The sequence below is a fragment of the Pseudomonas sp. PAMC25584 genome (assembly GCF_058135675.1).
In genome coordinates, this window is sequence record NZ_CM176870.1 from 623,127 (window position 1) to 642,183 (window position 19,057).

The 19,057-nt window shown below is 61.4% G+C and carries 19 protein-coding genes; 11 read left to right on the forward strand and 8 right to left on the reverse strand.

Annotated features, from left to right (window positions below; translation table 11 throughout):
* Positions 1-41: 41 nt before the first annotated feature.
* The 9 genes from ACS5Q8_RS02735 (at position 42) to ACS5Q8_RS02775 (ending at position 9,966) form a co-directional block, all read left to right on the forward strand.
* Positions 42-1,178 (forward strand): branched-chain amino acid ABC transporter substrate-binding protein, encoded by a 1,137-nt coding sequence (locus ACS5Q8_RS02735; RefSeq protein WP_276196254.1) that lies wholly within the window; start codon positions 42-44, stop codon positions 1,176-1,178.
* Positions 1,179-1,361: 183 nt separating this feature from the next.
* The gene (locus ACS5Q8_RS02740; protein WP_048727385.1) at positions 1,362-2,276 is read left to right on the forward strand and encodes an ABC transporter permease subunit; all 915 of its coding nucleotides are present in this window, start codon (positions 1,362-1,364) and stop codon (positions 2,274-2,276) included.
* Between the two features lie 2 nt (positions 2,277-2,278).
* Positions 2,279-3,556, forward strand: coding sequence for a high-affinity branched-chain amino acid ABC transporter permease LivM (gene livM / locus ACS5Q8_RS02745; protein ID WP_276196256.1), 1,278 nt, complete (start codon positions 2,279-2,281; stop codon positions 3,554-3,556).
* Positions 3,553-4,428, forward strand: coding sequence for an ABC transporter ATP-binding protein (locus ACS5Q8_RS02750; protein WP_247397735.1), 876 nt, complete (start codon positions 3,553-3,555; stop codon positions 4,426-4,428). The genes livM and ACS5Q8_RS02750 overlap by 4 nt, the downstream gene beginning before the upstream one ends.
* A complete protein-coding gene (locus ACS5Q8_RS02755) occupies positions 4,425-5,141 on the forward strand; it encodes an ABC transporter ATP-binding protein (RefSeq protein ID WP_276196258.1) in 717 nt (238 codons plus the stop codon). Before ACS5Q8_RS02750 ends, ACS5Q8_RS02755 begins: the two co-directional genes overlap by 4 nt.
* Positions 5,142-5,876: 735 nt before the next feature.
* Entirely contained in the window at positions 5,877-6,911 is a 1,035-nt protein-coding gene (gene hflK / locus ACS5Q8_RS02760; RefSeq protein ID WP_426100377.1) for an FtsH protease activity modulator HflK, read from the forward strand.
* A complete protein-coding gene (gene hflC, locus ACS5Q8_RS02765; RefSeq protein WP_276196261.1) occupies positions 6,908-7,789 on the forward strand; it encodes a protease modulator HflC in 882 nt (293 codons plus the stop codon). Before hflK ends, hflC begins: the two co-directional genes overlap by 4 nt.
* A gap of 108 nt (positions 7,790-7,897) precedes the next feature.
* A complete protein-coding gene (locus ACS5Q8_RS02770) occupies positions 7,898-9,115 on the forward strand; it encodes a TerC family protein (RefSeq protein WP_426100375.1) in 1,218 nt (405 codons plus the stop codon).
* A gap of 86 nt (positions 9,116-9,201) precedes the next feature.
* On the forward strand, positions 9,202-9,966 hold the full coding sequence (locus ACS5Q8_RS02775; RefSeq protein WP_276196265.1) for an SDR family oxidoreductase: 765 nt from the start codon (positions 9,202-9,204) through the stop codon (positions 9,964-9,966).
* Positions 9,967-10,091: 125 nt separating this feature from the next.
* Here the strand turns inward: ACS5Q8_RS02775 and ACS5Q8_RS02780 are convergent, their stop codons facing one another.
* The 5 genes from ACS5Q8_RS02780 to ureE all read right to left on the reverse strand — a co-directional run bounded on the left by ACS5Q8_RS02780 (position 10,092) and on the right by ureE (position 13,820).
* Positions 10,092-11,213, reverse strand: coding sequence for an AGE family epimerase/isomerase (locus tag ACS5Q8_RS02780; RefSeq protein WP_443693574.1), 1,122 nt, complete (start codon positions 11,211-11,213; stop codon positions 10,092-10,094).
* Between the two features lie 187 nt (positions 11,214-11,400).
* Positions 11,401-11,973 (reverse strand): HupE/UreJ family protein, encoded by a 573-nt coding sequence (locus ACS5Q8_RS02785; protein WP_426100371.1) that lies wholly within the window; start codon positions 11,971-11,973, stop codon positions 11,401-11,403.
* A 22-nt stretch (positions 11,974-11,995) separates the two neighbouring features.
* Positions 11,996-12,610, reverse strand: a complete 615-nt coding sequence (ureG, locus tag ACS5Q8_RS02790) for an urease accessory protein UreG (protein ID WP_017849719.1) — start codon at positions 12,608-12,610, stop codon at positions 11,996-11,998.
* Positions 12,611-12,648: 38 nt separating this feature from the next.
* On the reverse strand, positions 12,649-13,323 hold the full coding sequence (locus ACS5Q8_RS02795) for an urease accessory protein UreF (RefSeq protein WP_276196271.1): 675 nt from the start codon (positions 13,321-13,323) through the stop codon (positions 12,649-12,651).
* Complete coding sequence (ureE, locus tag ACS5Q8_RS02800) at positions 13,320-13,820, reverse strand: urease accessory protein UreE (protein WP_247400546.1); 501 nt, start codon at positions 13,818-13,820, stop codon at positions 13,320-13,322. The genes ACS5Q8_RS02795 and ureE overlap by 4 nt, the downstream gene beginning before the upstream one ends.
* Before the next feature lie 338 nt (positions 13,821-14,158).
* Here ureE and ACS5Q8_RS02805 point away from each other — a divergent pair, with 338 nt between their 5' ends.
* Positions 14,159-14,665, forward strand: coding sequence for a C40 family peptidase (locus ACS5Q8_RS02805; RefSeq protein WP_426100367.1), 507 nt, complete (start codon positions 14,159-14,161; stop codon positions 14,663-14,665).
* Positions 14,666-14,669: 4 nt separating this feature from the next.
* Here ACS5Q8_RS02805 and ACS5Q8_RS02810 read toward each other — a convergent pair whose 3' ends face one another.
* Entirely contained in the window at positions 14,670-15,302 is a 633-nt protein-coding gene (locus tag ACS5Q8_RS02810; protein ID WP_253393162.1) for a TetR family transcriptional regulator, read from the reverse strand.
* Between the two features lie 160 nt (positions 15,303-15,462).
* On the reverse strand, positions 15,463-15,834 hold the full coding sequence (locus ACS5Q8_RS02815) for a hypothetical protein (RefSeq protein ID WP_276196274.1): 372 nt from the start codon (positions 15,832-15,834) through the stop codon (positions 15,463-15,465).
* 358 nt (positions 15,835-16,192) lie between these two features.
* Between ACS5Q8_RS02815 and ACS5Q8_RS02820 the strand changes: the two genes are divergently transcribed.
* The gene (locus tag ACS5Q8_RS02820; RefSeq protein WP_276196275.1) at positions 16,193-18,262 is read left to right on the forward strand and encodes an AsmA family protein; all 2,070 of its coding nucleotides are present in this window, start codon (positions 16,193-16,195) and stop codon (positions 18,260-18,262) included.
* 212 nt (positions 18,263-18,474) lie between these two features.
* Here ACS5Q8_RS02820 and ACS5Q8_RS02825 read toward each other — a convergent pair whose 3' ends face one another.
* A complete protein-coding gene (locus ACS5Q8_RS02825; RefSeq protein ID WP_276196276.1) occupies positions 18,475-19,005 on the reverse strand; it encodes a ferritin-like domain-containing protein in 531 nt (176 codons plus the stop codon).
* Positions 19,006-19,057: the final 52 nt, after the last annotated feature.

Sequence of the window (19,057 nt, forward strand, 5' to 3'; positions counted from 1 at the left end):
AATACGTAGTGCCAATAAACAAAAACCTCGGAGCACCACTCATGTCCCAGACGTTTTACAAGAAAGGTTTTCTGGCCCTCGCCGTTGCAGCGGCGCTGGGTGTTTCTGCGTTTGTTCAAGCTGATGTGAAGATTGGCGTGGCGGGGCCGATGACGGGCGCTAACGCCGCTTTCGGTGAGCAGTACATGAAGGGCGCCCAGGCGGCAGCCGATGCCATCAACAAGGCCGGCGGCATCAACGGTGAGCAGATCAAGCTGGTTGCCGGCGACGATGCCTGTGAACCCAAGCAGGCCGTGGCTGTGGCCAACCGCCTGGCGGACCAGGACAAAGTGATCGGCGTGGTCGGGCACTTCTGCTCGTCCAACACCATCCCGGCGTCCGAGGTCTACGACGAAGCCGGCATCATCGCAATCACCCCGGGCTCCACCAACCCACAGGTCACCGAACGCGGCCTGGGCGCCATGTTCCGTATGTGCGGACGTGACGACCAGCAAGGCATCGTGGCCGGCGACTACATCGTCGACGTGCTCAAGGGCAAGAAAGTCGCGGTCATCAACGACAAGGACACCTACGGCAAAGGCTTGGCCGACGCCACCGCTGCCCAGTTGACCAAGCGCGGCGTGAAACCGGTGCTGGAAGAAGGCCTGACCCGTGGCGAGAAAGACTTCAGCGCCCTGGTCACCAAAATCCGCTCCCTGGGCGCCGACGTCGTGTACTTCGGCGGCCTGCACCCGGAAGCCGGTCCGCTGGTTCGTCAGATTCGTGAAGCGGGCCTCAAGGACGTGAAGTTCATGTCCGACGACGGCATCGTGACCGACGAACTGGTGGCGACCGCCGGTGGCAAGCAATATGTGGATGGCGTGTACATGACCTTCGGCGCCGACCCGCGCCTGCTGCCGGACAGCAAGGCGGTGGTTGAAGAGTTCCGTAAAAACGGCACCGAGCCAGAAGGCTACACCCTGTATGCCTACGCGTCGGTCCAGGCCCTGGCTGCCGGCTTCAACGGTGCCAAGTCCAACAAGGGTGAAGAAGCTGCCAAGTGGCTCAAGGCTCACCCGGTAAAAACCGTGATGGGTGAAAAAACCTGGGATGCCAAGGGCGACCTGAAAATCTCCGACTACGTGGTTTACCAGTGGGACAAAGACGGCAAATACCGCCAGTTGGAAAAGCAGAAGTAATCCAGGTGGGAGGGGGCTTGCTCCCGATAGCGGTGTGCCAGTCAACAGATGTGTAACTGACCCACCGCATCGGGGGCAAGCCCCCTCCCACAGGGGGACTGTGTTGTTATTGAGATCTGTCTTTTCCTCCAGAAGGACCGCACACCTAGCGGTGTGCAGGTTCTCACCGCGTGAGATTGCGTTATGGATGGTATTTTCCTGCAGCAACTGGTCAACGGCCTGACCCTCGGGTCGGTCTATGGCCTGATCGCCATCGGCTACACAATGGTCTATGGCATCATTGGCATGATCAACTTCGCCCATGGCGAGGTTTATATGATTTCCGCTTACCTCGCGGCGATCAGTCTGGCACTGCTGGCTTACTTCGGCATCGAATCCTTCCCGCTGCTCATTCTCGGCACTCTGGTCTTCACCGTCGTCGTTACCGGCGTTTACGGTTGGGTCATCGAACGGGTCGCCTACAAACCGCTGCGTAACTCCACCCGACTGGCACCGCTGATCAGCGCCATCGGGATCTCCCTGATCCTGCAGAACTACGCGCAGATCGCCCAGGGCGCCAAGCAACAAGGCATTCCGACCCTGCTGGCCGGCGCTTGGCGCGTCGATATCGGCACCGGGTTCGTCCAGTTGACGTACACCAAGGTCTTCATCCTGGTCGCTGCCTTCGCCGGCATGGCCTTGCTGACCTACATCATCAAGTACACCAAGCTCGGCCGCATGTGCCGCGCGACCCAGCAAGACCGCAAGATGGCCTCGATCCTGGGCATCAACACCGACCGCGTGATCTCCTACGTGTTTGTCATCGGTGCCGCCATGGCGGCCCTGGCCGGCGTGTTGATCACCCTCAACTACGGCACGTTCGACTTCTACGCCGGCTTCATCATCGGCATCAAGGCCTTCACCGCAGCGGTACTCGGCGGCATCGGTTCCCTGCCTGGGGCCATGCTGGGCGGGATCATCCTCGGTATTTCGGAGTCGCTGTTCTCGGGGTTGATCAACTCTGACTACAAAGATGTGTTCAGTTTCTCCCTGCTGGTGGTGATTCTGATTTTCCGTCCCCAGGGCCTGCTTGGTCGCCCACTCGTGGCGAAGGTGTAAACATGTCTGCTGCCAAATCGATTGATATCAAAAAAAGTGTGGTCGATACGGTCCTCGCCGGGCTGATTGCGTTGATCGTGTTCGGTCCGATCGTCGGCGTGGTGCTCGACGGCTACAGCTTCAACCTGCAACCTGCGCGCGTGGCGATCCTGGTCGCCATCGTGATGGCCGGTCGCTTCGCCCTCAGCCTGTTCCTGCAAACGCCCAAAGGCGTGAAGATTCTGCAGGGCTTCGAGAGCAGCGGTTCCGGCGTCCACGTGCTGGCGCCGGACTACAAGTCGCGGCTGCGCTGGATCATCCCGGCGCTGATCGTGATCGCCATCGTGTTCCCGATCTTCGCCAACAAGTACCTGCTCACCGTGGTGATCCTCGGGCTGATCTACGTGTTGCTCGGCCTGGGCCTGAACATCGTGGTCGGCCTGGCCGGCTTGCTCGACCTGGGTTACGTGGCGTTCTACGCGATCGGTGCCTACGGCCTCGCGCTGGGGTATCAATACCTCGGCCTGGGTTTCTGGACGGTGCTGCCGCTGGCGGCCATCGCGGCGGCGCTGGCGGGGTGCCTACTCGGCTTCCCGGTGTTGCGCATGCACGGCGATTACCTGGCAATCGTGACCCTGGGTTTTGGCGAAATCATCCGCCTGGTGCTGAACAACTGGCTGTCGTTCACCGGCGGGCCAAACGGTATGCCGGTGCCATCGCCGACCTTCCTCGGCCTGGAGTTCGGGCGTAAAGCGAAGGATGGCGGGATTCCGTTCCACGAGTTCTTCGGCATCGATTACAACCCCAACATCAAGTTCATGTTCATCTATATCGTGCTGTTCCTGGTGGTGCTGGCCGTGCTGTACATCAAGCATCGCCTGACCCGCATGCCGGTCGGCCGCGCCTGGGAAGCCTTGCGCGAAGATGAAATCGCCTGCCGTTCCATGGGCCTGAACCACGTGCTGGTCAAGCTCTCGGCCTTCACCATTGGTGCGTCCACCGCCGGTCTGGCCGGGGTGTTCTTTGCCAGCTACCAGGGCTTCGTCAACCCGTCGTCGTTCACTTTCTTCGAGTCGGCGCTGATCCTGGCCATCGTGGTACTGGGCGGCATGGGCTCGACGGTCGGCGTGGTGATCGCGGCGTTCGTCTTGACCGTGGCGCCGGAACTGCTGCGCAGCTTCTCCGAGTACCGCGTGCTGCTGTTTGGCGTATTGATGGTGGTGATGATGATCTGGCGACCGCGCGGCCTGATCCGGATCAGCCGTACCGGTGTGACCCCACGTAAAGGAGTGGCGCCATGAGCAAGGAAGTCGTCCTGTCCGTGGAACATCTGATGATGCACTTCGGTGGCATCAAGGCCTTGAGCGACGTAAGCCTCAAGGTCGAACGCAACTCGATCTTCGCCCTGATCGGCCCCAACGGCGCCGGCAAGACCACGGTGTTCAACTGCCTCACCGGCTTCTACAAAGCCAGTGGCGGCAAGATTGAGCTCAACGTGCGCGGCCAGAAGACCAACGTGATCCAACTGCTCGGCGAACGCTTCGAGGCCGTCGATTTCGTCTCGCCGAAAAGTTTCTTCAGCCGTGTGTACTACAAGATGTTCGGCGGCACCCACCTGGTGAACCGCGCCGGTCTGGCGCGGACCTTCCAGAACATTCGCCTGTTCAAGGAAATGTCGGTGCTGGAAAACCTGCTGGTCGCCCAGCACATGTGGGTCAACCGCAACATGCTCGCGGGCATCCTCAACACCAAGGGCTACCGCAAGGCTGAAAGCGACGCCCTCGACCACGCGTTCTACTGGCTGGAAGTGGTCGACCTGGTGGACTGCGCCAACCGCCTGGCCGGCGAACTCTCCTACGGCCAACAGCGCCGCCTGGAAATTGCCCGCGCCATGTGTACGCGGCCGCAGATCATCTGCCTCGACGAACCGGCAGCGGGCCTCAACCCCCAGGAAACCGAAGCCCTCAGCGCGATGATTCGCCTGCTGCGCGACGAACACGACCTCACGGTGGTGCTGATCGAACACGACATGGGCATGGTGATGAGTATTTCCGACCACATCGTGGTCCTCGACCACGGCAACGTGATTGCCGAGGGCGGGCCGGACGCGATCCGCAACGACCCGAAAGTGATTGCCGCCTACCTCGGCGCCGATGAGGAGGAGCTTGTATGAACGGGCCTATCCTCGAAATCAAGGACCTGGACGTGTTCTACGGGCCGATCCAGGCCCTGAAGAAAGTCTCGCTGCACATCAACGAAGGCGAAACCGTCAGCCTGATCGGCTCCAACGGCGCGGGTAAATCCACGCTGCTGATGTCGATCTTCGGCCAGCCACGGGCGGAGTCGGGGCAGATCATCTACAACGGCGTCGACATCACCCAAAAGTCGTCCCACTACATCGCGTCCAACGGCATCGCGCAGTCGCCGGAAGGGCGGCGGGTGTTCCCCGACATGACCGTCGAGGAAAACCTGCTGATGGGCACCATCCCCATCGGCGACAAGTTCGCTCAGGAAGACATGCAGCGCATGTTCGAGCTGTTCCCACGGCTCAAGGAGCGGCGTAACCAGCGGGCGATGACCATGTCGGGTGGCGAACAGCAAATGCTCGCCATCGCCCGCGCACTGATGAGCCGGCCCAAGTTGCTGCTGCTGGACGAACCGAGCCTGGGCCTGGCGCCGATTGTGGTGAAGCAGATCTTCGCGACCCTGCGCGAGTTGGCGGCCACCGGGATGACCATCTTCCTGGTGGAGCAGAACGCCAACCACGCGCTGCGTCTGTCAGACCGGGCGTATGTGATGGTCAACGGCGAGATTCGCCTGACAGGCACCGGTAAGGAACTGCTGGTGAATGAAGAGGTGCGTAACGCTTATCTGGGCGGACATTAAAAAACACGCGGCCCACATGAAAAGACGCCCTGACTTGCTCCAAGTCAGGGCGTTTTTTTATGCCGGGCGCCTAATCTCGAAATTGTGGAAAACAATTTTGGGACTTGTTGTCGCGCGGCATAAAGACGCTGCAAACACTTGTTTTGTCATGATTTTGACTTGTCCCCGATTGCTGTGGAACGGCCTGTGGGTAACGTGGGAGTAGCTGGCTGCAGGCCTTTGATTACGTGGGCTACAGAGGGTTGATCGGTTTTTGAGCAGGGCGTTTTTCGTAACCTGTCGAAGGTTTTGTCAACCTGTTTATCGAAACAGCAATATGACCAAAGCACGTCGTTCCAGCCTGTGGATAAGTCTGTGACTAAACTCTGGAAAGACTCCGGCAGGCGGCGTAATTACTGGCTTGGAGCCATCCCGTTACGCTGCTCTAATGTCCAGGATGGAGGAAGGGCTACATAAGCGCAGGGAGCGGGTCAAGCAAAAAACTTCCATGGACGTGCTGCAGGCCTTGTAGATAGCGGCTTGAGCAGTTTTCGACTTGCCCCCAAAGACTGTGGACCGCCCTGTGGATAAGGTGCGCGTAGCTGGCTGTGAGGTACGGCCAGCAAGGCTTGGACGCCGCTGGGTGTTTTTTGTACAACGGCCTTGGCCCAACCCTCCCGATGAGGGGCATGGCGCCGGGTAATCTGCGCCATGCCCCTATAGGGGCGTCTGTGGTTTGACGACTGGAGTAACTGCATGACCGATAGCCCCGCCTCTGTTCCTGTGGCGCCTGGCAGCCCGACGCTGCGGCTGCGCGAGCGAATCCGCTATAACCTGGCCTTGCTGGATCTGCGCGGGCGCGGTTTTGTCTTGATCGGCGGGCTGTTGCTGCTGGCCTGGCTCAGTTCGGGCATCTACAAGGTGCAGCCCGACGAGCAAGGCATTGTGCTGCGCTTTGGCCGATGGCAGCAGACCGCCGAATCGGGGTTGCACTACCACTTGCCCTATCCGATCGAAACCGTCCTGCTGCCCCGGATCACTCAGGTCAACCAACTGCAATTGGGCAGCGGCGCCAGTGGCTTGAGCTCCGCCGGTAACGGCGCTCGGGACAAGCAGATGCTGACTGGCGACGAGAATATCGTCGAAGCCGATTGCACGGTGTTCTGGCGTATCAAAGATGCGCGTTTCTACCTGTTCAAGATCAGCGACCCTGAGCGCTCGGTGAAATTGGCCGCCGAGAGCGCCCTGCGGGAAGTCATCGGGCGCACGCCGATCCAGTCGGTGATGTCCGACAAGCGGGCGCAGATTGCCGATGAAACCCGCGACCTGCTCCAGCAACTGCTGGACCACGAACAAGCCGGAATCCTGATCACGCAGGTGCAATTGCAGCGGGTCGATCCGCCGCCCCAGGTGATCGATGCGTTCAACGATGTGCAACGCGCCCGTGCCGACCAGGAGCGTGCCCGCAACGAAGCCGAAGCCTACGCCAACGATGTGATCCCACGGGCCCGTGGCGATGCGGCGCGCATCACCCAAGACGCCGAAGCCTACAAGGCCCAGGTGGGCAACCTGGCTGACGGTGAGGCCAAGCGCTTTCTGTCGGTCTACAACAGCTACGTTCAATCCAAGGAGGTGACCGCCTGGCGCTTGTACATGGAGAGCATGGACGAAGTCTTGAAGAAGGCGTCCAAGGTCATCATCGATTCTTCAGGTAAAGGCATGTCTGGCGTGGTGCCTTATATGCCGCTGAGCGAGCAGGGCAAACCCGTGCAGAAGGACACCCGACCATGATCGGCAAACTCAAGTGGTTGGCTGCGGCCCTCGCGGCGGTGGCGCTCTGGGCGCTGGCGTCTTCGGCCTACGTGGTGGATGAGTCGCAGCAGGCGCTGATTATCCGCTTTGGTGCGCCGATGGGCGTGGCCGGCGAGCCGGGGCTGAAATTCAAGGTGCCGTTCAGTGATTCGGTGGTGTTCTATGACAGCCGCCTGCAAACCTTATTGTCTCCCGCCGAGCAGGTGATTCTGGGCGACCAGAAGCGTATTGAAGTGGAGACCTTCACGCGTTTTCGTATCAGCGACCCTCTGCGGTTCTACCAGGCGGTGGGCACCCTTGATCAAGCCAACGCGCAGTTGACGCAGATGGTCAGTTCCTCGGTGCGCCGGGAGTTGGGTGAGGTTGCCCTGCGTTCGTTATTGTCACCGGCACGTCGGGACGAAGTGGCCATCATCGAGAAAGACGTCGCCGACAAAGCCCGGTCCCTGGGGATTGAGGTCACCGAAGTGCGCCTGCACCGCGCGGATTTGCCGTTCGAAGCCAGCCAGGCTATTTACGATCGCATGAAGTCCGAGCGCCAGCGCGAAGCCAAGGAATTGCGTGCCCAGGGCTTCGAGTGGGCGCAGCAGATCCAGGCCAAGGCCGACCGCGACCGTACTGTGTTGCTGTCTGAAGTCCAGCGCCAGGCGGCGATCACCCATGGTGAAGCGGACGCCGATGCCAACCAGATTTTATCGCTGGCCTTCAGCAAGGACCCGGCGTTCTACAAGTTGTATCGTTCGTTGCAAACCTACCGCCAGACCTTGGCCGAGAGCCAGCCGATGCTGGTGTTGACGCCCTCCGCTGAATTCCTCAAACAGTTTCAAACCGGGCCTGCGGCTGTCAGTGGGAAATGACAGCCCTTCGCGTTCCCGCTGACAGCAAGGCGTTGTGCCGGCGCCTCATAGGGCGCCGGGCTCAGCGGTACTCTGGGATGACGCCCTCTTTGTTCAGGAATTTTCTGCATGTTATTTGAAGGTGCGCTGCACGGGCTGAGTATGGTCTTTCAGGTGTTTGTCCTGGACTTGATCCTGTCTGGCGACAATGTGCTGGTCATTGCCCTGGCCTGTCGAGGCCTGCCGGCGGAGCAAGTGCGGCGGGCGGTGATGATCGGCACCAGTGGGGCGATCATCCTGCGCGTGCTGTTGACGACCCTGGCCGGCTGGCTGCTGCTGGTGCCTTGGTTCAAGTTGGCCGGGGCGCTGTTGTTGGTGGTGATTGCAATCCGTTTACTCTGCGAAGAAGAAGCAGCCGAAGACGGCCAGCCGCCGGTTCCTTCGCTGATGACCCTCGGCAGTGCGGTGCTGACGGTGTTGAGCGCCGACCTGATCATGAGCCTGGATAACGTGGTCGGGCTGGCGGCTGTGGCGCAAGGCAATCTGTTCTATCTGGTGCTGGGCCTGCTGTTGAGCGTGCCGATGTTGATGTTCGGCAGCGTCTGGGTCAGTGGCCTGTTGCAGCGTTATCGGATGCTGGTGCCGGTGGGGGGCGCCCTGTTGGGGTACATCGCGGGTGACATTGCGGTATCCGATCCGGTGGTGGTGGGGTGGGTCAACACCCAGTCCCCCGCGCTGAACCAGGTAGTGCCGTTGTTGTGTGCTGTCTTTGTGCTGGTCCAGTCAGGGATTATCCAGCGCCAACGTCTACGCTTGCCCCGGCCTGCGCCCAGGTTGCGAACGGTGGTGCCGGTGCCGGTGATTGAGCCGGTGCTGATGCTGGCGCAGGTGCAGTCGCTGCCGCTGCCGCTGCCGCGTGAGCCGGTTGCGCCACAGCCTGTCGAGGTACTCGCGGAGGCTCGCCACGAAAAGCGCCCCTATGCGGGGCTGATCCGCGTGCTTACCGGTATCGTCGTGATTCTGCTGGCCAGCGGGTTGCTATACGGCCTGATTGGCGGTTTGTCTGGCCACCTGATGCCCACGCCACAGAAGGACAACGCTTACCTCTGTACCGGCGCGAGCACTACGCTTTACTTCCGACCGGGTGGCAGCACGGTGCGGCTGGTGGCCGGTGGCGGTGAAGCCAAAGGCTACGTGGACTACAAGAAAATCCTATGGGAAAACCCCCAGAGCGCAGAGCGTGATTTGCACCTGAGCCTGCCGGATGAAATCGAAAAAACCAGCGCCACGGTGGTGACCTTGAACGGCGGCAGCTTCGCACAGATCCAATGTGCCTTAAGCCGATAGACGGCGCGGTTGCCGCTGCGCGCCGAGCCGGGCATGCTGCTCACGGTTTTTATCTGTGGCTACAGCGGCCCTTCGAGGAGAGCAACATGACATCCACTCTGTTTATCACCGGCGCCACGTCCGGTTTCGGCGAAGCCTGCGCCCGTCGGTTTGCCGAAGCCGGCTGGAAACTGGTGCTCACCGGTCGTCGTGCCGAGCGTTTGAACGCGCTGGTCGAAGAGCTTTCCAAGCAGACCGAAGTACACGGCCTGGTGGTCGACGTGCGTGACCGCAAGGGCATGGAAGACGCTATCGCCAACCTGCCGCCGTCGTTCGCCACGCTGCGTGGCCTGATCAACAACGCCGGCCTGGCCGTGGGCACCGACCCCGCGCCCAAGTGCAGCCTCGACGACTGGGAAACCATGGTCGATACCAACATCAAGGGCCTGCTGACCACCACCAGCCTGCTGCTGCCACGCCTGATCGCTCATGGTCGCGGTGCGGGGATCGTCAACCTGGGCTCCATCGCCGGCAGCTACCCGTACCCGGGCAGCCACGTGTATGGCGGTTCCAAAGCGTTCGTGAAGCAATTCTCGCTGAACCTGCGCTGCGACCTGCAAGGCACCGGCGTGCGCGTGACCAACATCGAGCCGGGCCTGTGCGAAAGCGAGTTCTCCCTGGTGCGCTTCGGCGGCGACCAGGCGCGCTATGACGCCACCTACGCTGGCGCCGAGCCGATCCAGCCGCAGGACATCGCCGACACCATCTTCTGGGTGCTGAACACCCCGGCGCACGTCAACATCAACCGCCTGGAGCTGATGCCGGTGAGCCAGACCTGGGCCGGGTTTGCGATTGAGCGTGGGGCCAAGTAAGGGGTTAGACCGAGTCGCCTGCATCGGGGGCAAGCCCCCTCCCACATTTGAATGGGTTCACACATCAAAATCTGTGAACCCAATCCAGTGTGGGAGGGGGCTTGCCCCCGATGAGGCCCCTGAGGTCAACCGAGAACCTTGACCAACCCCTGATAACAAGTCGCCAGATGATACGGCGTGGTCGACGGCATATCCCGTCGGCTCACGCTGCCCTGGGCATCCAGGCACTCATTCCAGCCCTTGGCATGCAGGAAGCGTTGCTGCAACGCAAGCAACTGGCGCCGCAGCACGGCTTCGCTGCCCGGGCGCAAGGTCAATGCGCGCAGGTATTCCGCCTGCGCCCAGATGCGCTGGGTGCCGTCGCGCACACTGCCGTCCAGGGTGAGCATGCCGCTGACCGCACCAGTCTGCTTATCCACACCCTTGTGCTCGGCATAAGCAAAGGCCCGCGTCAGCGAAGCATGCAGCGGTGTGCCGCGCAGCACGTCTGAAGACTCGAGCAAGAAGAACCATTCGAACTGGTGCCCCGGCTCAAACCAGTTATCCACAGCACCCAGCGGTTTTTCCATCATCACGCCATGCTGGGGCTCGATGAAACGCTGCTGCATGGCCGTCGCCAAGGCCAGTAATGCGCTTTGCACCTCGGCGTCTGCACGCACCGCCAGGGTGGCGAGGAAGCCTTCAGCCAGGTGCATCAACGGGTTTTGCAATGGGCCGGACTTGAGCGACGACCAGTTACGCTCCAGCACCGCCTCGTACAGGCCATCGCCGCTGGCGAAGCGTTGGGCGACCACTTCCAGCGCCGCATTTAACACCGACTCCACCAGCGGTTCGCGCACTTTGGCCCAGTAATGGGCGCAGGCGAAGATGATGAAGGCGTGGGTGTAGAGATCCTTGCGCTTGTCCAGCGGCTGGCCGGCGGGGTCGATGCTGTAGAACCAGCCGCCGTGCTCGGCGTCGTGGAAATGCCGTTGCAGCGAGCGGAACAACGCGGCGGCGCGGTCTTCGGCAAAGGCTGCGCCGGGTTCGCCGATCAGGCTGGCGAACAGGTACAACTGCCGGGCGCAGGCCATGGCACGGTAGCGTTGCGGCGGCAACGGCCGGTGGTCGGCGTCCAGCGCCTCATAGGGCAGCGCCAGCTCGGCGTTCCAGCCCGGGCCCTGCCAGAGCGGCACGATCAGGTCATGGAAGTGCGTGAGCACGGCATTCAAGGAAGGCTGAGGGGCGGAGCTTGGAGCGATGGGCATCGGCTGGCGTCGTCACGGCAGGGGTGTAGGCGCGCATGGTAGCAGGCTTGGGAGCGGTGGTGTCTGCGCCACCGCTATCGGGGGCAAGCCCCCTCCCACAGGTTTGAGCTGTGAACCCAAGCGAATGTGGGAGGGGCGGTGCGACGATTCGACTTGCCCCCGATGAGGCGCTTAATCGCGCCGCAAATCAGCCAGCCAGTAACCAAACCCCAGTCGCCGCCGAAGCCGCCCCGGCAACCCGCACCAACGGCGCCGCCGCAGTCGGCAGCCAGCGCACCACGGCATAACCGGCCGCGTGCAACACAGCGGTTGCGCCGACAAATCCGGCGGCATACGCCCAAGGGCTGGACATGTCCGGCAGCTCCAAACCATGGGCCACGCCGTGGAACAGCGCGAACAACGCCGTGGCCCCCAGCGCCATGAACAATGGCGGCCGCACCGCCAGCGCAACGGCCAGGCCCAGGGCCAGCACCGAAGCGGCAATCCCGCTTTCCAGCGCCGGCAACGCCAGGCCTTCAAAGCCCAATAGGCCGCCCAGCAGCATAGTGCCGACGAAGGTGCAGGGCAGCGCCCAACGCGCCGCGCCTTTTTGCTGGGCGGCCCACAAACCGACCGCCACCATGGCCAGCAAATGGTCGAGACCGCCCAATGGATGGCTGATACCCGCCACCAGGCCGTTGTCACCGTGACCCGGGTGAGCGAAGGCCAGGGCTGGGGCGAGCAGCAGGGCGGCGGCGGTGAAGAGTTTTTTCAGGCTCATGGACAGCTTCCTTATGGGTTGATCAGGCCGCGGTCAGCAGGCCCTGGCGTTCGATGAAGGCGACGATCTCATCCAGGCCGACGCCGGTTTTCTGGTTGCTGAACACAAAGGGTTTACCGTTGCGCATGCGTTGGGTGTCGCTGTTCATCAGCTCCAGCGAGGCACCGACCAGGGGCGCTAGGTCGATCTTGTTGATCACCAGCAGGTCGGATTTGCAGATACCCGGACCGCCTTTGCGCGGCAGCTTGTCGCCGGCCGACACATCGATCACATAGATGGTCAGGTCCGACAGCTCCGGGCTGAACGTCGCCGACAGGTTATCGCCGCCCGACTCGACCAGGATCAGGTCCAGGCCGGGAAAGCGCCGGTTCAGTTGGTCCACCGCTTCCAGGTTGATCGAGGCGTCTTCACGGATCGCCGTGTGCGGGCAGCCGCCGGTTTCCACGCCGATGATGCGTTCGGGCGCCAGGGCCTGATTGCGCACCAGGAAGTCGGCGTCTTCGCGGGTATAGATGTCGTTGGTGACCACCGCCAGGTTGTAGCGATCGCGCAAGGCCAGGCACAGGGCCAGGGTCAGGGCCGTCTTGCCGGAGCCCACCGGGCCGCCGATGCCGACACGCAAAGGTTGTGTGTTCATGTGCTTCTCCAAAATAAAAGGCGCCAAAGTAAACGCGCTTATGAACGGAACAGGCGGCTGTACTGGCGCTCGTGGGCCATGCACGCCAGGGACAGGCCGAACGCGGCGCTGCCCAAATGGTTGGGCTCGATGCGGCCGGCGTCCTGTTGGGCGTGCTGCAGCAGGGGCAGCAGTTCACTGGTCAGGCGCTGCGCGGCTTGCTGGCCGAGCGGCAGGGTTTTCATCAGCACGGCCAATTGGTTTTCCAGCCAGCTCCACAGCCAGGCGGCGAGGGCGTCGTCCGGGCTGATGCCCCAGGCGCGTGCGGCCAAGGCCCAGCCCAGCGCCAGATGCGGCTCGGCGTGTTGTGCGAGAAAATCACGCGCCGCGTCGTCCAGTTCCGGCAAGCCGTTGAGCAGTTGCTGCAGGGAGTACCCCATCTGCCGGCTCTCCTGATACAGCTCGCGGGTCTCGCGACTGGCGCGGTGTTCTTCGCACCGTTGCGCCAGTTGCGACCAATCGCCGGCCACGGCGGCGCGGCAATGCGCGAGCAACAGTGGCGCTTCGAAACGCGCGAGGTTGAGCAGCAACTGGTCGCTGATCCAACGGCGGGCGCCGGGCGCATCCTTGACGCGGCCATTTTCCACGGCCATTTCCAGGCCCTGGGAATAGCTGTAGCCGCCAATCGGCAATTGCGGACTGGCCAGACGCAGCAGCGCCCAGGCTGGGTTCATAAACGCACGCCGAATTGATGCAGCTTCGGCGGGTAGTTGAAATCTTCATCGCCATGGCGCGAATGATGGTGCCCGCCGCCGTAGGCCCCGTGTTCCGGTTGGAACGGCGCTTCGAGGCTTTCGGTCTGCGCGCCCAGTTGTTCAAGCATGGCCTTGAGCACGTAATCATCCAGCAGGCGCAGCCAGCCGTCGCCCACTTGCAAGGCCACATGGCGATTGCCCAGGTGATACGCGGCGCGGGTCAGTTCAAATGCGTTGCGGCAGGTGACGTGCAGCAATTGTTCAGGGCGCGCGCAGACACGCACGACACGTCCGTCTTCAGCCTGTAGGAACTCGCCATCGTGCAGCGGCGGCTGGCCACGCTCCAGGAACAGGCCGACGTCTTCGCCGTCGGCACTGAAACAGCGCAGGCGGCTTTTGCTGCGGGCTTCGAAGTTCAGCAGCAACTCGGCGGCCCAGAGGGCTTGCGGGGCGATTCGGCGGTGGATCACCAGCATCAGAAGGCTTCCAGCTATGAGCGATAAGAGAGCTAGAGCAAGGGGCTTGCCAATCACGTGCGGGGGTAGGAATTCCCTGTAGGTAAACAGGCCGTGCCACCGAATAGGGCGTCAGCTATTTTTCTGCGTGCTTCAATTTGGTGCGCGCACTGGAAGTGTGGCACTGGATGGGTGCGTTTGTGTGGATATCGTGTACGTGCAGTATGAAGTTTCCTTCATCTACTTCGCACTTGTACTTTTTCGGATTTCTCCTACGCGGTAACCGGATTCGGCGTTCAAAAAGCTACGCACTATTTCTTTAGGATTTGCGCCGTCTTTACACCACAGCGATGTTCGTCATGTTCAAGTCATTTTTCTTTTTAATCCTTTTCTCTCTCTCTTGTGTCATCTCATCGGCCTCGGCCAACCTGAAATCCCAATCGACCTTCGGCTCTTCGCTGCAAGGTGTTCCATCGTCTTCGGTGGCGAATGTGATCGACCGCGCCCATGCCTTGCTGGGCACGCCTTACAAATGGGGCGGCAGCTCGGCCGAGCAGGGGTTTGATTGCAGCAGTTTCCTGGTCTATCTGTTCAAGACCGAAGCCAACATTCATATCCCGCGTACCACGGCGGCGATGCACCGTTCAACGGCCGCGACCGTCAAGCGCAACGAGCTCAAGCCGGGGGACGCGGTGTTTTTCAAAGGCAACGGGCGCGGCCAGGTCAGCCATGTGGGGCTGTATATCGGCGAAGGTAAATTCATTCATTCGCCGCGGGCCGGCAAGAACGTGCGCATCGATTCGCTCGGCAACAACTACTGGAACAAGAACTACACCGGCGCCAAGCGTTTCCATAAAGCGGGTTGACGGCTTACTCGGTGCTGCCGAGGCCCTGCCAGTGCTTGAGGCCAATGAAGATGAAGCGCAACTGCTGGGTGATTTTCGCCTGGGGCGTGAGATGGGCGGGCAGCGCGTGGGCGGGCGGGTCGATGATGTCAGGCAGGGTAGCGAACACACTTTTGACGATCAGGTCGGCCATCACGTGCAGGCCGTCGGCATCCAGGTGCTGGAGCTTGGGCATCAAGGTCAGGTCGGCGGCCAGGTCACGGGTGATGTCTTCGCGCAAGGCGCCGATGGCTTGGCGCACGGCGAGGCAGCCACCGTACTGTTCGCGGGCCAGGAACAGGAATTGCGAACGATTGGCTGAGACCACATCCAGGAAGATCCGCACGGACGCATCGATAATGCCGCCCATCACGAATTCGTTGTGGCGCACCAGGCGGATCGTAGCGCGGAAGGTCTGGCCGACTTCGCTGACCAGCACCAGGCCCAGTTGGTCCATGTCGGCAAAGTGACGATAGAACCCGGTGGGCACGATCCCGGCCGTCTTGGCCACTTCGCGCAGGCTCAGGCTGCCGAACCCACGGCCACACTCCATCAGATGGCGGGCTGCGTCCATCAGGGCGAGGCGGGTCTGTTGCTTCTGTTCGGCACGGGGCAGCATGGCAGGCGGGCTTTGTCGGCAAGTACAGCGACGCACTCTAGCAAAACCGCTTCATTGACGTCGAACTTGGCGGGGGATTGCTGCGTGGATACGTGACACGTTCTGCAAAAAGTCAAAAGCCCGATCCAGGGATCGGGCTTTTTTCCGGGCCACCACGGGCTTAGCTCTGAGCTTGATGCAGTTCTTGCAGACGGTCAGCACCACCTTCAGCAACACCTTGGGTGTAGGCGCGTTCGTTGGCTTGTTCAGCACCACCTTCAACCAGACCTTTCTCTTCCAGGCGGTTGCGGCCGTTTTCGGTTACACCTTCGGTGTAAGCGCGTTTGTTGGCTTGTTCCGAACCATTTTCAGCAACGGCACCTTTGGCGTAGTCACGGTTCTCTTCTTCTTGCGACCCGCTACGGGCGAGGGTTTGGCTGAACTGAACGGCATCGGCTTTGACTTGTGGGATCGCTTGTTCAGCGGCCGGCAGGGCAAAAGCACTGGAAGCGAGGACAGACAGCAGCACGGTAGCGAGTACTTGGCGTTTCATGATCGGTTGCTCCTTGGGAGGGCGATTAAGTGGGTACGGGGCTAATGCTACTCTCGATAAGTCGATATAAAAGTTCATAAACACAATGGTAATAATCAACGGAATTGATTGTTCTCGTAGGAGGCTCTAAGTCGTGCCTCTCAAGCCCGCGGTTTTGCACCGTACTGGGTATTTTCGACACGCACCTGGGTACCAATGGTGCGCTGGCGTAGGAAAAAACTGTCGAGGCGGTCAGAAAAATGGGTTTTTTCTGGCAAAACGCCGATCGGGTTAAACCCCGGGGTGGTTTGCCAGTCCTAGCTGTATAAGTTGTCTTAAGGGCTGTGACTCGGCCAGTCGTATTCAGGAGTTCTGTGCAATGACGCGCACTCGTAAAATCGTCGCTTGGTGTTGCGCCAGCATCGTTCTGTCAATCGTCGTGGTGGTGGTGTTTTTGTTGTTCTTCGACTGGAACCGCATCAAACCGCCGCTCAATGCCAAGGTCTCCGAAGAACTGCATCGCCCGTTTGCCGTCAATGGCAACCTGGCGGTGGTGTGGCGCCGTGAACTGGACCAGGGTGGCTGGCGTGCCTGGGTGCCATGGCCCCATGTGATCGCCGAAGACCTGAGCCTGGGCAACCCCGAGTGGTCGAAAACCCCGCAAATGGTCACGCTCAAGCGAGTGGAACTGCGTATCTCACCGTTGGCCTTGCTGGTGCAGCGCGTGGTGATCCCGCGCATCGACCTCACCGAGCCGAGCGCCGAGTTGCAGCGCCTGGCCGATGGGCGTGCCAACTGGGTATTCACATTTGATCCCAAGGACCCCAACGCTGAGCCCTCCAACTGGGTGGTGGAGATCGGCGCCATCGGCTTCGACAAGGGCCACGTGACGCTCGACGACCAGACCCTCAAAACCCAGCTGGACGTGATCGTCGACCCGTTGGGCAAACCCATCCCCTTCGGTGAAATCGTCGGCGAGACGGATGCCAAAAAGGCCCTGGAAAAAGGCGCGGCCCCCCAGGACTACGCGTTCGGTCTCAAGGTCAAAGGCCAGTACCACGGCCAGAAACTCGACGGCAGCGGCAAGATCGGCGGCCTGCTCGCTTTGCAGGACGCGGCCAAGCCGTTCCCGCTGCAAGCCCAGGTGAACATCGCCGACACCCGCATCGCCCTGGCCGGCACCCTGACCGACCCGCTCAATCTCGGCGCCCTGGACCTGCGCTTGAAACTCGCAGGCGCAAGCCTGGGCAACCTGTACCCGCTGACCGGTGTCACCCTGCCGGACTCGCCGGCCTATTCCACCGACGGGCACCTGATCGCCCAACTGCACCAAGCCAGCGGCGCGACGTTCCGCTACGAAAACTTCAACGGCAAGATCGGCGCCAGCGATATCCACGGCAACCTGGCCTACGTCGCCAGCCAGCCACGCCCCAAACTCAGCGGCACGCTGGTGTCCAATCAACTGTTGATGGCCGACCTTGCCCCCTTGATCGGTGCTGATTCCAACGCCAAGCAAAAGGCCCGGGGCGGGATGAGTAAACAGCCGGCGACCAAAGTACTGCCGGTGGAAGCCTTCCGCACCGAGCGTTGGCGTGACATGGATGCCGACGTCGAATTCACCGGCAAACGCATCGTCCACAGCACCGACTTGCCCTTCACCGACCTCTACACGCACCTGGTGCTCACCGACGGCGAACTGAGCCTGCAACCCCTGCGGTTCGGCGTGGCTGGCGGCAAGCTCGATGCGCAGATTCGCCTGAACGGGCGCGTCACGCCAATGGAAGGCCGCGCCAAATTGACCGCGCGCAACTTCAAGCTCAAGCAGTTGTTCCCGACCTTCGAACCGATGAAAACCAGCTTTGGCGAACTCAATGGCGATGCGGATATTGCCGGGCGCGGCAACTCGGTGGCGGCGTTGCTGGGCTCGGCCAACGGCGACCTGAAGATGCTGATCAACGACGGCGCCATCAGCCGGGGGCTGATGGAAATCGTCGGGCTCAACGTGGGCAACTACGTCGTCGGGCGTTTGTTTGGCGACAAGGAAGTGAAGATCAACTGCGCAGCGGCGGACTTCGGCATCAAGACCGGGCTCGCGACCACACGCTTGTTTGTGTTCGATACCGAGAACGCGATCATCTACATCGATGGCACGGCGAACATGGCCTCGGAGCAGCTTGACCTGACCATCACCCCGGAGTCGAAAGGCTTCCGCCTGTTCTCCCTGCGCTCACCGCTGTATGTGAACGGTCCGTTCATCAAACCGAATGCCGGCGTGAAAGCCATCCCCCTGGCACTGCGCGGCGCCGGCATGGTCGCGTTGGGGATCATCGCCGGCCCGGCCGCCGGGTTGCTGGCACTGGTCGCGCCGAGCGGTGATGTGCCCAATCAGTGCGCGCCGTTGTTGCAGCAGATGAAGGAAGGCAAGGCGCCGAAGACTGTGAAAGGTTGATTCGGCGCTAATGCCGGTCAGTTAAGCGATAGAGCGGGCAACCGCTAACCCGTGGCGAGGGAGCAAGCTCCCTCGCCACAGTGACAGTGTTCTTCCCTACCTGCTCACACTCTCGTCCATGGCGGGGATGGCCCTATCATGGTTTCTGACGAACTGACGGTCAAAAGGGGAAGCTGGCTAACCCGCTTCCCCCTTTTTAGATGCGCAGTCATTTACAGACTTTCGAGAATATCCGCCATGTCATCCGCATGCTCTTCTTCCTGAGCCAGGATTTCTTCAAGCAGACGGCGAGTGGTCGGGTCTTTATCGCCGATGTACTGGATGATTTCGCGGTAGCTGTCGACCGCAATCCGCTCGGCGACGAGGTCTTCGTAGACCATTTCCTTCAAATTGTTGCCGGCCACGTATTGCGCGTGGGCGTTCTTCGACAGCAGGTCCGGGTTGAATTCCGGCTCGCCACCCAACTGCACGATACGTTCGGCGAGTTTGTCGGCGTGTTCGCCTTCCTGGGTCGCATGTTCGAGGAATTCTTCAGCGGCGATCTGCGCTTTCACGCCGCTGGCCATGAAGTAGTGGCGCTTGTAGCGCAGCACGCAGACCAGTTCAGTGGCCAGCGAGGCGTTGAGCAGGCGAATGATCTCTTCGCGGTCGGCGCCGTAGCCTTCGGTCACGGCGCCGTTTTCGACGTTCTGGCGGGCGCGCTGGCGCAGGGTCGCAACGTCAGTCAAGTGTGCTTCGGTCATCTCAATCTCCTGGTGCTAATCCGGTTTTACGCCACGCTCTGCCGGCGTGATC

Bases quoted from the DNA above. Each gene is read 5' to 3' on its own strand.
- ACS5Q8_RS02785 (WP_426100371.1), bottom strand. From the start codon at position 11,973: ATGAGCCTGAAAAAACTCTTCACCGCCGCCGCCCTGCTGCTCGCCCCA.
- ureE (WP_247400546.1), bottom strand. From the start codon at position 13,820: ATGCTGGTGATCCACCGCCGAATCGCCCCGCAAGCCCTCTGGGCCGCC.
- ACS5Q8_RS02815 (WP_276196274.1), bottom strand. From the start codon at position 15,834: ATGAAACGCCAAGTACTCGCTACCGTGCTGCTGTCTGTCCTCGCTTCC.
- ACS5Q8_RS02750 (WP_247397735.1), top strand. From the start codon at position 3,553: ATGAGCAAGGAAGTCGTCCTGTCCGTGGAACATCTGATGATGCACTTC.
- ureG (WP_017849719.1), bottom strand. From the start codon at position 12,610: ATGAACACACAACCTTTGCGTGTCGGCATCGGCGGCCCGGTGGGCTCC.
- ACS5Q8_RS02825 (WP_276196276.1), bottom strand. From the start codon at position 19,005: ATGACCGAAGCACACTTGACTGACGTTGCGACCCTGCGCCAGCGCGCC.
- hflK (WP_426100377.1), top strand. From the start codon at position 5,877: ATGACCGATAGCCCCGCCTCTGTTCCTGTGGCGCCTGGCAGCCCGACG.
- ACS5Q8_RS02820 (WP_276196275.1), top strand. From the start codon at position 16,193: ATGACGCGCACTCGTAAAATCGTCGCTTGGTGTTGCGCCAGCATCGTT.
- livM (WP_276196256.1), top strand. From the start codon at position 2,279: ATGTCTGCTGCCAAATCGATTGATATCAAAAAAAGTGTGGTCGATACG.
- ACS5Q8_RS02805 (WP_426100367.1), top strand. From the start codon at position 14,159: ATGTTCAAGTCATTTTTCTTTTTAATCCTTTTCTCTCTCTCTTGTGTC.
- ACS5Q8_RS02755 (WP_276196258.1), top strand. From the start codon at position 4,425: ATGAACGGGCCTATCCTCGAAATCAAGGACCTGGACGTGTTCTACGGG.
- ACS5Q8_RS02735 (WP_276196254.1), top strand. From the start codon at position 42: ATGTCCCAGACGTTTTACAAGAAAGGTTTTCTGGCCCTCGCCGTTGCA.
- ACS5Q8_RS02810 (WP_253393162.1), bottom strand. From the start codon at position 15,302: ATGCTGCCCCGTGCCGAACAGAAGCAACAGACCCGCCTCGCCCTGATG.
- ACS5Q8_RS02775 (WP_276196265.1), top strand. From the start codon at position 9,202: ATGACATCCACTCTGTTTATCACCGGCGCCACGTCCGGTTTCGGCGAA.
- hflC (WP_276196261.1), top strand. From the start codon at position 6,908: ATGATCGGCAAACTCAAGTGGTTGGCTGCGGCCCTCGCGGCGGTGGCG.
- ACS5Q8_RS02740 (WP_048727385.1), top strand. From the start codon at position 1,362: ATGGATGGTATTTTCCTGCAGCAACTGGTCAACGGCCTGACCCTCGGG.
- ACS5Q8_RS02780 (WP_443693574.1), bottom strand. From the start codon at position 11,213: ATGCCCATCGCTCCAAGCTCCGCCCCTCAGCCTTCCTTGAATGCCGTG.
- ACS5Q8_RS02770 (WP_426100375.1), top strand. From the start codon at position 7,898: ATGTTATTTGAAGGTGCGCTGCACGGGCTGAGTATGGTCTTTCAGGTG.
- ACS5Q8_RS02795 (WP_276196271.1), bottom strand. From the start codon at position 13,323: ATGAACCCAGCCTGGGCGCTGCTGCGTCTGGCCAGTCCGCAATTGCCG.